Annotated in this window: 10 protein-coding genes; 7 read left to right on the forward strand and 3 right to left on the reverse strand. The window is 65.8% G+C overall.

Features of this window, described 5'->3' with window-relative positions; translation table 11 throughout:
- Positions 1-22 precede the first annotated feature (22 nt).
- Complete coding sequence (locus tag ACMVY4_RS22105) at positions 23-4,318, forward strand: translocation/assembly module TamB domain-containing protein (RefSeq protein ID WP_416898099.1); 4,296 nt, start codon at positions 23-25, stop codon at positions 4,316-4,318.
- Positions 4,319-4,331: 13 nt separating this feature from the next.
- On the opposite strand, the gene ACMVY4_RS22110 is transcribed toward ACMVY4_RS22105, so the two are convergent.
- Positions 4,332-4,961 (reverse strand): MSMEG_1061 family FMN-dependent PPOX-type flavoprotein, encoded by a 630-nt coding sequence (locus tag ACMVY4_RS22110; RefSeq protein ID WP_416898100.1) that lies wholly within the window; start codon positions 4,959-4,961, stop codon positions 4,332-4,334.
- A gap of 46 nt (positions 4,962-5,007) precedes the next feature.
- Positions 5,008-5,289 (reverse strand): DUF4242 domain-containing protein, encoded by a 282-nt coding sequence (locus tag ACMVY4_RS22115; protein WP_416898101.1) that lies wholly within the window; start codon positions 5,287-5,289, stop codon positions 5,008-5,010.
- A gap of 155 nt (positions 5,290-5,444) precedes the next feature.
- Here ACMVY4_RS22115 and ACMVY4_RS22120 point away from each other — a divergent pair, with 155 nt between their 5' ends.
- On the forward strand, positions 5,445-6,185 hold the full coding sequence (locus ACMVY4_RS22120; protein WP_416898102.1) for a winged helix-turn-helix transcriptional regulator: 741 nt from the start codon (positions 5,445-5,447) through the stop codon (positions 6,183-6,185).
- A 22-nt stretch (positions 6,186-6,207) separates the two neighbouring features.
- Positions 6,208-7,851: a hydantoinase B/oxoprolinase family protein gene (locus tag ACMVY4_RS22125; RefSeq protein WP_416898103.1), complete on the forward strand. Its 1,644-nt coding sequence runs from the start codon at positions 6,208-6,210 to the stop codon at positions 7,849-7,851.
- A 145-nt stretch (positions 7,852-7,996) separates the two neighbouring features.
- On the opposite strand, the gene ACMVY4_RS22130 is transcribed toward ACMVY4_RS22125, so the two are convergent.
- Positions 7,997-9,520 carry a UxaA family hydrolase gene (locus ACMVY4_RS22130; protein ID WP_416898104.1) on the reverse strand — a complete coding sequence of 508 codons (1,524 nt, stop codon included), beginning with the start codon at positions 9,518-9,520 and terminating at the stop codon, positions 7,997-7,999.
- A gap of 173 nt (positions 9,521-9,693) precedes the next feature.
- On the opposite strand from ACMVY4_RS22130, the gene ACMVY4_RS22135 reads away from it, so the two are divergent.
- From ACMVY4_RS22135 to ACMVY4_RS22150, 4 genes are all read left to right on the forward strand, one after another.
- Positions 9,694-10,899, forward strand: coding sequence for an acyl-CoA dehydrogenase family protein (locus ACMVY4_RS22135; protein WP_416898105.1), 1,206 nt, complete (start codon positions 9,694-9,696; stop codon positions 10,897-10,899).
- A gap of 278 nt (positions 10,900-11,177) precedes the next feature.
- Entirely contained in the window at positions 11,178-13,235 is a 2,058-nt protein-coding gene (locus tag ACMVY4_RS22140) for a hypothetical protein (protein ID WP_416898106.1), read from the forward strand.
- A gap of 127 nt (positions 13,236-13,362) precedes the next feature.
- Positions 13,363-13,917, forward strand: coding sequence for a signal peptidase II (gene lspA, locus ACMVY4_RS22145; RefSeq protein ID WP_416898107.1), 555 nt, complete (start codon positions 13,363-13,365; stop codon positions 13,915-13,917).
- Between the two features lie 11 nt (positions 13,918-13,928).
- Complete coding sequence (locus ACMVY4_RS22150; protein ID WP_416898108.1) at positions 13,929-14,435, forward strand: DUF3035 domain-containing protein; 507 nt, start codon at positions 13,929-13,931, stop codon at positions 14,433-14,435.
- Positions 14,436-14,462: the final 27 nt, after the last annotated feature.

Here is a 14,462-nt window from a genome sequence, read left to right on the forward strand (position 1 = left end):
ACTCTGGGGGCTCGCGCTCCTCATGCTGCCCGTGCTCGCGGCGGCCATCGGCTTCCTCTGGTTCATCTACGTCGCCGGTCCGGACACCTGGACCGCGGCGCTCAGGGCCGGCACCGACGCGGCGAGCAGCCCCGACCTGCAGATCGAAGCGGGACAGTTCTCCCGCCGCGACGATGGCGTGCTGGTTCTGGAAAGACTGTCGCTGGCCGACGGCGAAGGCGTGTGGCTCACCGTCGAGGATGTGGCGCTGGACATCGACACCGGTGCACTTCTCGGCCGTGAAGCCGTGATCGAGGGCGTCGTCGCCCGTCGCATCGAGGTCCTGCGCGCACCGGCCAGCGCCGAACCCGAACCGGAACCCGATACCGAACTGGCGTTGCCCGACCGCCTCGAATTGCCCGAACTGCCGCTCGGCGTGCGGCTGCGGAGCCTGAAGGTCGAGGAACTGGTGCTGGCCGAGGGTCTGGCGCCGGAACGCACCCGGCTCGGCATCGAAGCCAGCGCCGACTACACCGGCGCCGAGAAGCAGGTCCGCCTCAACGTCTCACCCCTCGACCTCGACCGCAGCCATCTGAATGTGCTGGCGAGCGCCGACGCCGCCGCCAACCGCCTTGACGTCGACATCTCCGGCGATCTGCCGGTCATCGCGCCGCTGGACGAAGCGCTCGGCACGCCGGAAGGCGCTCGGCTGCTCGTCGAGATCAAGGGCGGAGGCCCCCTAGACAATGCCGCGCTGGAACTGACGCTCAACATCGACGGCGTCGCGGACCTGGCCGGTGACATCATGGTCGCCAATGCGGCGGATCGCGGTCTGAGCCTGCGGATCGACGCACTGGCCAATCTGACCGGCGGCGCGGTCGCCGAGCCGGCGGCGCTGATCGGCAATCCGGTTGCCGTCGAAGGCGTCTTCCAGCTGCCGAGTTCGGAAGTCCTGACCATCGAGAAACTGCATGTGGGCGCGCCCTGGCTGGATGCGTCAGTATCGGGCGGCGTCGAGCTCGCCGAACAGGCGCTCGACCTCAGAACGCGCGTGACGCTGCGCCACCATGAGGGCTTCGATGCCTACCTGTCCGGGGCGAGTTTCCGCCAGCTGGTGCTGCAGGGATCCGTGAAGGGGCCCATGGACCGGCTGGCCGCAGACCTCTCCGCGCAGGCCGAGGCGCCGGTCTTCGCCCCCTACAGCGCCGGCAGCGCGGAAATCGGCATCACCGGCGTCACCGATCTCGCCTCCTTCGAGGGCGACCTGACAGCCACGCTGGCGAACCCCAGGACCGGCGACGAAGGGACCCAGGCCCTGGTCGGCGAGACGGCCGAACTGAAGGCCCACGTTTCGGCCGATCCGGAGCGCGCCGAGGTCACCGGCATCCGGCTGGTGAGCGCGTTTGCCCAGGCATCGGGTCAGGTGACCGCAAGGCTGGCCGCCCCGGAACTTGACGGACAACTGAATGTCACCGTGCCCAATCTGGCCGCAGCGCCGCAGATCGCGCCGCAGCTCAACAGCGGCAGAGCATCGATCGATGTTTCCTTCAACGGTCTGTCGCCCGAAGGCGGCAGCTCGAAGCTCGCGCTGAACCTGAGCGAGCTGGACTGGAAGGAAGCGCAGATGCAGTCGGTCGTCGGCTCCAGCTTCAGTCTGGAAGGCACCGCCGGGCTCAGCGCAGGCGGACAGCAGACCGCCGATATCGCGATCCGTTCGGGCGGCGGCATCAATGGCGACCTGAAAATGGTGACCGATGGCGAGGCCATCGACGGTTCCTACGACTTCACCATGTCCGCGATTCCGCCGGGCCTCGCGCCGCCGGCGCTGGCCGGGCTGCGGAACATCCGGCTGAGCGGCGATGTGGCCGGCACGGTGGAGGACCCGAGGACAAAGGGACGCCTGCAGGCCGCCACCCTGGATCTGAACGGAATCGAGATCGGCAGCCCCGTGATTGCCTTCGATGCGAGCGAACTCACCGGCTCGCCGCTGGTCCGTATCGACGGCAGTGCAAACGTTCTCGGCGCACCGGCGAAGTTCGGAACGGCGGTGCGCGCCGATCTGGAAAACCAGCGCATCACCCTGGCCGACACCAGCGCCGGCTACCGCTCCGCCAGCATCGGCGGGCAGGCGCGCGTCAACCTCGCCAGCACGGCCGTGGACAGCCGGCTGACGATCCGCGCCGCCGACCTCGCCGATTTCAAGGCGCTGGCGGGCGTCGATCTGGGCGGTGAGATCGACGCGACCGTCGATCTCAAACCGCGCGGCAAGACGATGGACCTGATCGTACGACTGACCGGAAAGGGTATCCGCGCGGAGACCGCCACTGTGGGCGATATCCGCGGCGACATCACGCTCTCCGACCTGCTCGGCAACGCACCCGCGCTGGGTGGCGACATCACTGTGACCGATATTGCCGCCGACGGCGCGGCGGTCGAACGGGTCGACATCGCCCTGGCCGGCGACATCAACAATCCGGGCGCGACCATCGCGGCAAAGGTGACGAAGCCGGAACCCGTCTCGGTGCGGACGCAGCTGTCAGCCGATCTGAGCGATCCGGAGGCGCTCGGCATCCGGTTCGCTTCGCTGCAGCTGGACGCCGAACCCGGCTCGATCACCGCCCGGTCGCCGTTCCTGATCTTGCTGCGCGGCGAGAATGTCGAGGCCCGCGGCCTCGATCTGGCCGCCAGTTTCGGCGGTGTCGTCGCGGGCGATGCCGTCTACGGTCCGCAGCGCGTCGAGGCCGACCTGGCCATCAAGACCCTGCCCCTCGGCCCGCTGGCGAAGATCGCCGGCGTCGAGGGCGTGACAGGCGAGGCCAATGCGACGGCCAGGCTCGACACGGCGGCATCTGGCGACAAGGGCGGCGTGAGCCTGAAGATTTCCGGCCTCACCCTGCCCGACCTGCCATCCGACACGCCGTTCACGATCCTCGTCGACGGCGCCTGGCGGCGCGGTCAGGCGCTGGTCGATGCCCGCATCGAAGGTCCGTTCGGCGAGCCCCTGACGGCGAAGATCGCCGGCGACCTTCCCTTCCCCCGCGGCTCCGCGCTGCCCGAGGTACCAATGAACGGCGATGTGACGGGCGAAATCCGCTGGGCCGGCGACATGGCGCGTCTGATCGCGCTGATGCCGTCCAGCGATCATGTGGTCAATGGCCAGGCGCGTATCGATGTGGCCCTGGACGGCACCTGGGCGAAGCCCCGCCTGAGCGGCGACGCGTTGATCGGCCCGGCCCGCTACGAGAATCTGACCAGCGGCAGCGTGCTCGAACAGCTGACCGCCAATATCGCGTTCGACGACACCGGCACAGGCAGATTCAGCCTTTCCGGGCAAGGCCCCGATGGCGGCACCGTCAGCGGCCGTGGCGATCTTGTCCTTCTGGGCGAGAACCAGAATGCCGACATACAGATCTCAACCAACCGGCTATTGGCGTTCCGCCGAGATGAGGCGCGCGCCGTGATCAGCGGAGACACGAAGATCGGCTGGGACGGCACCAGCGTCGATGTCTTCGTCCGGCAGACCATCAACGAGGCGGTCGTCTATCTGGCAGCACCGAACCTGCCGCCGAACGTCATCGCCATCGAGCTGGAACGCGACAAGAAACCCGAGGAAGAGAAGGCGCCGCCGCCCGACCTGCCGGTCAATCTGGACGTCGAGGTGACCTCGCCAGGCCAGTTCTTCGTCCGCGGCCGCGGCCTGGAATCCGAATGGCGCGGCGACGTCTCGGTGAAAGGCCGGATCGCCGATCCGCAGATCCGCAGCAATTTCCAGGCAGTTCGCGGCAGCCTCAGCCTGCTCGGCCGCACCTTCGAGTTGACCGAGGGCCAACTGGATCTGGACGAGAGCCTCAATCCGACATTCCGGATCGAGCTGGAACGGGAGACGCCGGACCTGACCGGCAGCATCATCGTCTCGGGCAATCCGCAGCAGCCCGACATCTCCTTCGCCTCGACGCCGGAACTGCCGCCCGACGAAGTGCTGCCGCGGCTGCTGTTCGACAAGTCCAAGCAGTCGCTCTCGCCGCTGGAGGCCGTCAATCTTGCCCAGGGCATCAACACGCTGACCAACGGCAAGCCGGGCACCACCGACCGCATCCGTGACGCCGTCGGCCTCGACGTGCTGCGCTTCGAGGAGGCGGACGATCCAGAGTCCGCGGGCGCCGTTTCCGTCGGCCGCTATGTGCGGGACGGCGTCTATGTCGGCGCCAAGAAGTCGGTCGACAACGAGGCCGGCTCGGTCGTGGTCGAAATCGACGTGCTGCCCAACGTGAAGGTCGATACCGAGGTCGGTCAGGACGGCGGCACCTCGACCGGCATCACCTGGGAGTACAAGTACTAGGCTGCACAAACGCCTAGTAGAGCCGCATTTCCCGATCCCGGTCGATGATGTCCTGCATTTCGGGAACATCGATCGACAGTTTTCCATGCGCGACCATGGCCTCTGCAAGACTCGGAAGACCATCCGTGTCCGGCCAGCGCTCGGGGCTCCAGATGTTCGACCGGACACTGCTCTTCGAGCAATGCAGAAACGCCTCCCGAACTTCAATCAGAAGGACAAACCGCGGCTCCTTGCCATTCACGGGGTACCGCGCAAGCAGTTCGGGATCGCGAGTTATACGACCATCGCCAGCAACCCGGAGCGTGTCGCTGTGGCCCGGTATCAGGAACAGCAGCGCAACGGTCGGATCGTCGAAAAGGTTCTCGTAGCTGTCGAACCGGCCATTGCCCAGCCGGTCGGGCAGAGCCAGCACTTTCGGGGACAGCACGTCAACAAACCCTGCCGGATCCCCCTTCGGCGAAACGTCGAGAAGGCCATTCGCGCCGCGCGTGGCCAATACCGCATAGGGCGATCGGGCAATAAAGGTCGCACAGATAGGGTCGATATGATCGATGACCTTCTGCGCCACCCGCGGCCCGACTTCGCCGACGATTTCACGGAGTTGCTCGCGTCGCGTGATGAGATGTCCCGGATCGATCTGCATGACTCGCGTCTCCTCTCCTTCTCTGAAAACTTACGGCAAGACGAGGCTACATCCGACCGCCAATCGACGCCGGATCCATGGTACGGCGGATCTCGAAGATATTCGTGATCGGAAAGCCGCTCAACTCCGAGTGGCGACGAATGACCTCTTCGTCTTCGGCGAGATAGACGCAAAATGTCTTGTCACCGACGACATAGGAATGTTGCCACTGGATATTGGGCGCGAGTTGCGCCAGTGCCGCGTTCGATGTCCGCGCGCCCTCCTTCGCCTCGTCGTCGTTCATGGCTCCGATTTCGGGGATATCCCGTTCGATCACATAGCGCTTCATGGCCTTCTCCTTCACTGTCTGGGCTGCCAGGCGGCAGTCGGGGAACAACACAGCGACCATGAGGAGAACAACTTCCCGCAACCAGTCCAGAATCTGTACTTGTTCCGCCCTGACGGGACGCGCGAAGATCAGGCGGCCAACAAGGAGGCGGCAATATGCAGGGAAGACCGCGCTACGGGCAGTACTGCCCCCTCTCCATGGCGGCAGAGATCATGGGAACGCGCTGGACGCTGCTCATTCTTCGCGAACTTCTGGAGGGATCGACATCGTTCAACGAGATCAGCCGGGGCGTGCCGCTGATGTCCCGGTCACTTCTGTCCCAGCGCCTCAAGGACCTCGAGGCCGCAGGCCTACTGCATCACCGCGACAGTGGCCGGGGCCGTACAGCGGCCTATGAGTTGACAGAGGCAGGCCGGGCATTGGGCGGCGTCGTCCGGAGCATCGCCGAATGGGGTCAGGAATGGATCGACACCGAGCCATCGCTTGACGATGTGGATACCGACTTCCTGATGTGGGACATGCGCCGGAACGTGAGGCGCCCCCCCAATTTTCCGGAAAGGTTTGTCGTCCACTTCCATTTTCCTGACGCCGCGGAAAAGAAGACGGACCACTGGTTGGTGATGAAGACCGACGAAGTCGACCTCTGCTACATTGATCCTGGCTTCGAGATCGACGTGTCGATCGAGGCGCCAATCAAGGACATGACCCGCGTCTGGATGGGCTGGCATCCGCTCGAAGAGGCTATCGAACGCGGCGTGATCCTGGTCGATGGGCCGCCCCGCTACACCCGCAGCGTGAGGACCTGGCTCGGCTTGAGTTCGGTCTCAGGGATCCGGAAACGCCCGCCCGAAATGCGTCTGCTTGTTGCAGGCGCGCATCGCACTCCGGCAAGATGATCCTGTAGCGCAGGAGACCGTCATGCCCGATACAGCACCCGCGAACCTTTCAGCCGTCGATCAGGCGGTCATCACCCAGGCGCTGATCGCTGCAGCGCACGAGATGGGCGTGAAGCTGATCCGCTCGGCCCATTCGACCATCGTCCGCGAGGCGGAGGACTGCTCCTCGGCCATTCTGGACGCGAAGGGCAATGTGGTGGCGCAGTCGGAACTGATCCCGCTGCAGCTCGGCTCCATCGCCCACACCTTCGGTCCCTGCGCGGCCTCCTTCCCCATTGAGGATCTGGTCGAGGGCGATTTCTACATCACCAACGATCCCTATCAGGGCGGCCAGCACCTGCCGGACGTCTTCCTGTTCAGCCCGATCTTCGTGGACGGCAGGCTGCTGGGCTTTGCCGCCACCGTGGCGCATCACATCGATCTGGGCGGCGGCGCGCCGGGCCTGAATCCCGACGCCACCGATGTGCATCAGGAAGGCATCGTCTTCCCGCCGTCGAAGTGGAACCTGGACCGCGACTGGCGGAACGATGGCGCGTTCCAGCGTTTCGTCCGCGCCAATATCCGCATGCCGGACCACACCATCGGCGATTTCGAGGCGCAGTTCGCCGCCAACCAGATCGGCATCGAGCGCGTCCGCGAACTCTGCCGCCGCCACGGCACCGGCCGCGTCGAGACCGCCATGGACGAGATGCTGAACTATGCCGAACGGCGCATGCGCGCGGCACTGGAGGCGGTCCCGGACGGCACCTATTCGGGCGAGGACTGGCTGGACGATGACGGCCAGGGCAACGGTCCGCTGCGGATCGCGGCGCAGGTCACGGTGAAGGGGTCCGACCTGACGGTGACCTTCGACGGCACCTGCGACCAGGTGAAGACCAACATGAACAATCCCTTTGCCTCGACGGTCGGCGCGGCGTTGTCGGTGATCAAGTCGGCCCTGACCGCGGCGGACCTGCCGTTCAACTCCGGCTGCGCCCGCGCCATCACCATCGAGGCGCCGGAGGGTTCGATCCTGAACCCGCGCTACCCGGCGCCGGTGCGCGCGCGCCTTCTGCCCAGCTACCGCGTCTTCAACGCCGTGATGAAGGCCATCGCCCAGGCCGCACCGGAGAAGGTCATCGCGACAGGCTTCGACACCACCTATGCCTGCTGCCTCAGCCATCTGGGACCGAAGGGCTACAACATCTATCTGGAGATCTTCGGCGGCGGCTACGGCGCGGGTCCGGCGAGCGACGGCTGCGACGCGGTCGACAGCCCGCTATCGAACTGCGGCAACATACCCGTCGAGAGCCAGGACATGTCCTATCCCTTCTTCCGCGTCCTGGACTACAGCCTGGTCGCGGGCTCTGGCGGCGACGGCGCGCACCGCGGCGGTCTGGGCTTCCAGCGCAGCTACGAGATCGTGGCGGACGGCGTCACCTTCGCCGCCTATGGCGACCGCTTCACGACCCAGCCCCAAGGCCTGTTCGGCGGCGAGCCCGGCGGCAGGGCCTCGGCCTGGATCGAGCGCGACGGCGCGCGCATCGAGCTGAAATCGAAGGTGCACATGCCGCTGAAGAAGGGCGACCGTCTGGTGGTCCGGACTGGCGGCGGCGCGGGCTATGGCGATCCCGCGAAGCGGTCGGCGGCGTTGCGTGAGCGCGACCGGCTGCACGGATACATCTGACATACTGCCGCCACCGGGCTGGACCCGAAGGCCTGAGGTCTCAGCTTCCGCGGCGGGCCGGAAGGGCCGATCCGGCAAGACAATGCGTCAATCTCAGATCCGCGCTGCGTGCCGACCGATCCATCCCACGCAGCGCGGTTTCCCGCTACATCACCGCCCCGATCTGCCAGGGCAGGAACTCGTCGTCGCCGAAGCCGAGGCGTTCGGAACAGGTCGGCTCGCCCGAGGCGGTGGCGAGGATCTTGTCGAAGATCATCTGGCCCATCTCCTGCACCGATTTCTCGCCGTCCACGACCAGGCCGCAGTTGATGTCCATATCGTCGGACATGCGGCCATACATGGCCGAGTTGGTCGCGAGCTTGATCGACGGTACCGGCTTGCAGCCGAAGACCGATCCGCGGCCCGTGGTGAAGCAGACCACGTTCGCCCCGCCGGCGACGAAGCCGGTCACAGAGACCGGATCGTAGCCGGGCGTATCCATGAAGACGAAGCCCTTCTCCGTGATCTTCTCACCGTAGGAATAGACATCGCAGAGATTGGTCGTACCGCCCTTGGCCGCCGCGCCCAGCGATTTCTCAAGGATGGTGGTCAGGCCGCCGGCCTTGTTGCCGGGGCTGGGGTTGTTGTCCATCGAGCCGTTGTTCTTGGCGACGTAGTCTTCCCACCAGTGGATCTTGTCGATCAGCTTCTGCGCCACCGTGTCCGAGACGGCCCGGCGGGTGAGCAGGTGTTCGGCGCCGTAGATCTCCGGCGTCTCACCCAGACAGGCCGTGCCGCCATGGCGGACCAGCAGGTCGGCGGCAGCGCCGAGGCCCGGATTGGCGGAGATGCCGGAATAGGCGTCCGAGCCGCCGCATTCGAGACCCAGGATCAGTTCGGAGGCCGGGATCGGCTCGCGGCTGAAACGGTTGGCGTGGGGCAGCATCTCCTTCACCAGTTCGACGCCCTTCCTCACCGTCGCCGTGGTGCCGCCCGAGTCCTGGATCGTGAACATGTGCAGCAGCGGTCCGGGCTTGAGCCCCTCGACGTCCATCATCATGCCGAGCTGGGCCGCCTCGCAGCCGAGCCCGATGAACAGGATGCCGGCGAAGTTCGGATGCCGCGCGTAGCCAGCGAAGGTGCGGGAGAGCATGCGCATCCCCTCGCCCGTCGAGGCCATGCCGCAACCGGTGCCGTGGGTCAGCGCCACGACGCCATCGATGTTCGGATAGTCGGCGAGCGCATCCGGATGGCGGAACTGGTCCGCGACATAGCGGGCGACGGTCGCCGAGCAGTTCACCGAGGTCAGGATGCCGATGTAGTTGCGCGTGGCCGCCTTGCCATTGTCGCGGCGGTAGCCGTTGAAGGTCGCACGCTCGGCCTCGGGCACGAATTCGACCGGCTTGACATCCTCGCCGACGCGGTAGTCCCGCTCGAACATGGCGAAGACGCAGTTGTGGGTGTGGACGTGATCGCCGGGCGCGATGACGCCCTCGGCAAAGCCGATGATCTGGTCGTATTTCCGCACCGGATCGCCGTTCGCCACCGCCGCAAGGGCGATCTTGTGGCCCGCCGGAATGTGCTGTGCTGCGGTGACACCACCGCCGATATCGGTGCCGGGCAGGATGTCGACCCGGGCCACGGCGACATTGTCCTTCGGGTTCAGCCTGAGGGTCAGCGCTTCGGTCATTCTCGATCCTCCCTTGTTGCCGCGACTATACGCCCGGTCGCCGTCATGCGACAGGCGCAACGGATGGCGGCATTCCGCCCTGTTCCAACCGTCGTCGGCCCGGCTATGATCCGCCCAGTTCAGGGCCGCAGCGTACCGCGCGGCGTCAACATCGCCTGTAGGGGAGGGCAATCATGGAATTCACGCAGACCGAACGCAGCCTGGAGATGCAGGAGCGCATCGCCTCGTTCATGGACAAGTACATCTATCCCAACGAGGACAAGATGGAGGATGAGATCGCGGACGGCGACCGCTGGCAGCCGATCCCGACCATGGAAGAACTGAAGAAGGTCGCCAAGGCCGAGGGTCTGTGGAACTTCTTCCTGCCCGAGCACGAGGGCGGGCCGGGTTTCACCAACCTGGAATACGCGCCACTTTGCGAACTGATGGGCCGCTCCCACTTCGCCGCCGAGGTCTTCAACTGCTCCGCGCCGGACACCGGCAACATGGAAGTGCTCGCCCGCTACGGCACCAAGGAGCATCAGGAGAAGTGGCTGACGCCGCTGCTCAACGGCGAGATCCGTTCCTGCTTCGCCATGACCGAGCCGGAAGTCGCCTCGTCGGACGCGACCAACATCCAGACCCGGATCGAGCGTGACGGCGACCATTACGTGATCAACGGCCGCAAGTGGTGGTCGTCGGGCATCGGCGACCCGCGCTGCAAGATCCTGGTGCTGATGGGCAAGACCGATCCGGACAATCCGGACCGTCACAAGCAGCAGTCCATGATCCTGGTGCCGCGCGACACGCCCGGCATCACCGTGAAGCGCCTGCTGCCGGTCTTCGGCTTCGACGACGCGCCGCACGGCCATGGCGAGGTGCTGTTCGAGGACGTCCGCGTCCCCGCCGACCACATCCTGCTGGGCGAGGGCCGCGGCTTCGAGATCGCCCAGGGCCGCCTCGGCCCGGGCCGCATCCATCACTGCATGCGCTCCATCGGCGTCGCCGAACGGGCGCTGGAGAAGATGATCAAGCGCCTGAAGTCGCGCGTCGCCTTCGGCAAGCCCGTGATCGAGCAGTCGGTCTGGCGCGAGCGGATCGCCGAAAGCCGCATCATGATCGACCAGAACCGGCTCTACGTCCTCTATGCCGCCTGGCGCATGGACACGGTCGGCAACAAGGAAGCCCGCCGCGAGATCGCCGGGATCAAGGTCTCGGTGCCGAACATCGCCTGCAAGATCACCGACTGGGCCATTCAGGCCCATGGCGGCGGCGGCGTGACCACCGATTTCGGCACCGCCTTCGCCTACGCCCACCAGCGCACCCTGCGCCTGGCCGACGGCCCGGACGAGGTGCACCGCGATCAGCTGGCGCGTCTGGAAATCCGCCGCTGGAACTGAGCCACCCGCTCAAGCGCAGAAGAACTGAAGGCCGGGGTTCACGCCCCGGCCTTTTTCATTGCACGTAATCGTTGTGCGAAACCGGATGACGTTGATATCGTTGATTATCTAATGCGTTTGGGGGAACGCAGTTGGCGGACGGGGACACGCGGCAGGATCAAGACACGCTGGCGGCCGAGGTCGCGCAGGATCTGCTCGGTCTGTCGGCGGCCATGCGGAAGCGAGGCCGCTTCTTCCTGTTCGCCGTCCTGATCGTCGTCCTGTTCGTCGCCCCGGCGGTGATGCTGGCGCAGAGCATCATCGGCCTGCTGGAGGAAAACCAGCGGCAGGCCGAATGGCTGAGAGCCAAGACCGCGGCAGAAGCGGCCCAGGCCGACGCCGAACAGAAGCTCGACGACAAGCTGACGGAAACGGAAGACCTGATCGAGGGTTACGGCTCGCTCGCCAGCGAGACTGGACATGCCTGGTACTTCAACACGTTCGACAGCGGTTCGAGGAGCGTGCTTCCGCTCGCCATCCTTCCGCCTCGTCCGGGTGTCCCTGGCTCCAATCCGGTCGCGGTGTTCGAACTTTCCGGCGCAGAAGGGCCGCCCGTCCTGATGGCGGCCATCCAGACCGGCCCGCACCGCTGGAGCGAGGATTACTGGCCGGCCACGGACCTGCAGGTGGAGGGATCCCGCTCGGTACGGCAACTCCACCGGCTGGGCGAGAACGAGGTTCTTGTCATCGACGGGGAAGGCCGAAGCGGAATCGGTTACGTGCCCGTCTCGACCGGGCAGACCTCCGGCGTTCTTGGGCCAAATGTCGGTGGCACGCCTTCTGCGCGGCCGCAACCGCTGGATTTCCAGACAAACAATCTCGTCGTGCTCGACAATGCGGTGCATCTGTTCACCCTGACCGGCGAGACCAGCATCAACCGCAGCAATGTATCGCTCGATCAGGTGACCGGCATCGAGTGGCGCAGCAGACCGATTGACTGGCTGCGCAGCTTCGTGAGGAGCCGAGGCCAACGCAACACGATCGGCGACTTCTTCGGCACGACCAATGCGAACGGGCGTGTTGCACTGGACGAAGAACCGCGCCGGTTTGCGCTTCCACCGGCGACCTACTCGGCAGGTGTGTGGCTGGCCGTCAACTCAGATTCGGCGACATCGCAGATACTGCTCGAGAAGGGGGACGACGGCTCGCTTATCGCCAACCCCGACGAGCCTGAGCGGCGCCCGGGTCTCCCGGGCCAGGTATTGTGGTTCGCCGCCGCGCCACCGCACACGACTTTTGCTGTTGCGAGAGAGGATAACGCCTCTCCGAACTGGACCCAGACCCGACAGCCCGACAACGAGTGCAACCTCACGCTGTTGCGTTCGGATACCCGTCTGTCGTTCCGGTCGTGCTTCAGTTCGGCTATTCCCGGCGTGACCGTCGGCAGCGGTACGCCAGTGGGACCGGCACTGGTTCGGGGCGACGGCTTCCTGCATCTCGTAGAACGGAAGAATGCGGGTTTCAGCATCTGGCGGATATCATCTGCCGGTACAAACGAAAGAGTGACCCCGATCGACATCGATCCCTTCGTCTTCGGAAGCCGCATCATACCGGTCACCGCATCGCTAACGGCTTCGGGCGAAATCGCACTCGCCGGCCGGCTGACGGATCCGGACGAAGGCGGCTCCAGACCCGTCATACTGGAGAGCATCGGCTTGCCGCCGTTCTCGGACAGCTCACTGGACTGGAACCGGACTGTCGAGCGGCTCAAATCGGCTATCGACTTCGACGCGCCGACGACGGCCGTCCTGCAGCCCGGCCAGATATGGGCAAATGACAGATTCTCCGGACGCCGAAAGGTCATGGACGCCCTGTGGTTCCACCTGGAAATGCTGCGTGGCGCGCAGATCGCCAGTTCCGAAGTCGGCCGTTTCACCCGACGGCTGGAAACCTTCCTCACCGACACCGAGGCACTGGCTGCAAGGGCCCAGGCAGCGGCCGACGAGACGGCGGACAAGCAGAAACCCCTGGAACCCGCATCCGAAAGCACCGAGTTCGACCCGGCCTTCGTCAATGGCCTCGCACTCCGGATCGGCCTGGTGCTGCTCGCCCTCTATGCGGTGCAGATCATGGCCAATCAGATGCGGTACGCGATGCGCATGGAGGCCTTCTACCGCAGCCGCTACGACGCGCTGCAGATCGCCCGCGCCGACGGCGGGGTCACGGCGGAGGAACTCGGCGCCATCGTCCAGGCCATGTCCTCGGACACCATGGATTTCGGCAAGCAGCCCGTCGCGCCGTCGCAGCAGATCATCGACATCGGCAAGACCGTCATCGGCCGCGGCGGGAAGCCCTGACCGGCCCGCCGCCGGCTTCGATCTACCGCATCTTCTGCTGGCCGGTCGTCAATCCGGGTTCACGACTCCCTCCGGAAGGCCTATGTAGCGGCTATAGCCCGCCCCGCCTGGAGCCTCTCCGTTCCCCATGCCGTTCTGGCCCTTCATTCTCGCCGCCTGCATCGTCGCTGCCGATCAGATCTCCAAGCATCTCCTTGTGGGCGTGATGTCGGAGCGCGGCTGCCAGATCCTGGCCGGTCTGCCCTATGGCTGCCAGCCGATCGAGTTGCTGTCCTTCTTCAACCTGGTGATGGTCTGGAACACCGGCGTCAGCTTCGGGCTGTTCTCCGACGGCGGCGAAAGCTCGAAATACCTGCTGGGCGTCATCAACCTCGCGGTCGCCGCCGCGCTCTGCGTCTGGCTGGTGCGCATGAAGAGCGGCGGGGCGCTGCTGAGGCTTTCGCTGGCGCTGGTCGCCGGCGGCGCCGTCGGCAATGCCATCGACCGCTTCGTCTGGGGCGCCGTCGCCGACTTCTTCGACGTCTACCTGTCGGGTGGCGCCGGCGTCTGGGCGCTGGAGAACCTCGGCAGCAGCCATTGGCCCGCGTTCAACATCGCCGACGTCGCGATTTCACTGGGCGTGATCGGCCTCATTCTCGATTCCTTGTTCGGCGGCAGGGAAGGCACTAAAAGGGCGACATGACCGGGATTCAGATGTCCAGATTCATCAAGATCGCTTCCGTCCTGACCGTGGCGGCGGGCCTCGGCGCCTGCGAGTCCGCGAAGGACGTGCTTGGCCTTTCCAAGACGTCGCCCGACGAGAGTCAGGTGACGGTCTTCTCGCCGCTCGTGGTGCCGCCGGACTTCGGTCTCCGACCGCCAGCCTCGGGCGCAACCGATACGGCGGCCGTGCAGAACCTGCCGCGTCGGCCGCGTTCCGGCGCGGTCATCGCCTCGGACGGCACCATCATCGGCGGCGCGACCGGCGAGGAGGAACTGCCCGAGAATGCCAGCGCCGGCGAACTCGCCTTCCTGCGGCAGGCCGGTGCGCTGACGCCGCCGCGCGGTGTCCGCGCCCTGGCGGCCCAGCAGGAACAGGCGGCCACCCGACTCAACCGGCTGCTGACCGAACTGATCCTGTTCGACACGGATGTCGGCGCGCGGCGGGAACCGAAGCCGATCGAACGCACCTCGATCGAGCGCCAGGGCCTGTTCTTCTAGCGGCGACCGTCACGCTCACGTTCTCGC

Source organism: Minwuia sp. (genome assembly GCF_048007105.1).
Classification (GTDB): Bacteria; Pseudomonadota; Alphaproteobacteria; order Minwuiales; family Minwuiaceae; genus Minwuia.

What these genes read in the sequence shown, in the direction of transcription:
- ACMVY4_RS22105 (WP_416898099.1), top strand. Translation starts at nt 23, where the DNA reads ATGCTGCCCGTGCTCGCGGCGGCCATCGGCTTCCTCTGGTTCATCTAC.
- ACMVY4_RS22110 (WP_416898100.1), bottom strand. Translation starts at nt 4,961, where the DNA reads ATGCAGATCGATCCGGGACATCTCATCACGCGACGCGAGCAACTCCGT.
- ACMVY4_RS22115 (WP_416898101.1), bottom strand. Translation starts at nt 5,289, where the DNA reads ATGAAGCGCTATGTGATCGAACGGGATATCCCCGAAATCGGAGCCATG.
- ACMVY4_RS22120 (WP_416898102.1), top strand. Translation starts at nt 5,445, where the DNA reads ATGCAGGGAAGACCGCGCTACGGGCAGTACTGCCCCCTCTCCATGGCG.
- ACMVY4_RS22125 (WP_416898103.1), top strand. Translation starts at nt 6,208, where the DNA reads ATGCCCGATACAGCACCCGCGAACCTTTCAGCCGTCGATCAGGCGGTC.
- ACMVY4_RS22130 (WP_416898104.1), bottom strand. Translation starts at nt 9,520, where the DNA reads ATGACCGAAGCGCTGACCCTCAGGCTGAACCCGAAGGACAATGTCGCC.
- ACMVY4_RS22135 (WP_416898105.1), top strand. Translation starts at nt 9,694, where the DNA reads ATGGAATTCACGCAGACCGAACGCAGCCTGGAGATGCAGGAGCGCATC.
- lspA (WP_416898107.1), top strand. Translation starts at nt 13,363, where the DNA reads ATGCCGTTCTGGCCCTTCATTCTCGCCGCCTGCATCGTCGCTGCCGAT.
- ACMVY4_RS22150 (WP_416898108.1), top strand. Translation starts at nt 13,929, where the DNA reads ATGTCCAGATTCATCAAGATCGCTTCCGTCCTGACCGTGGCGGCGGGC.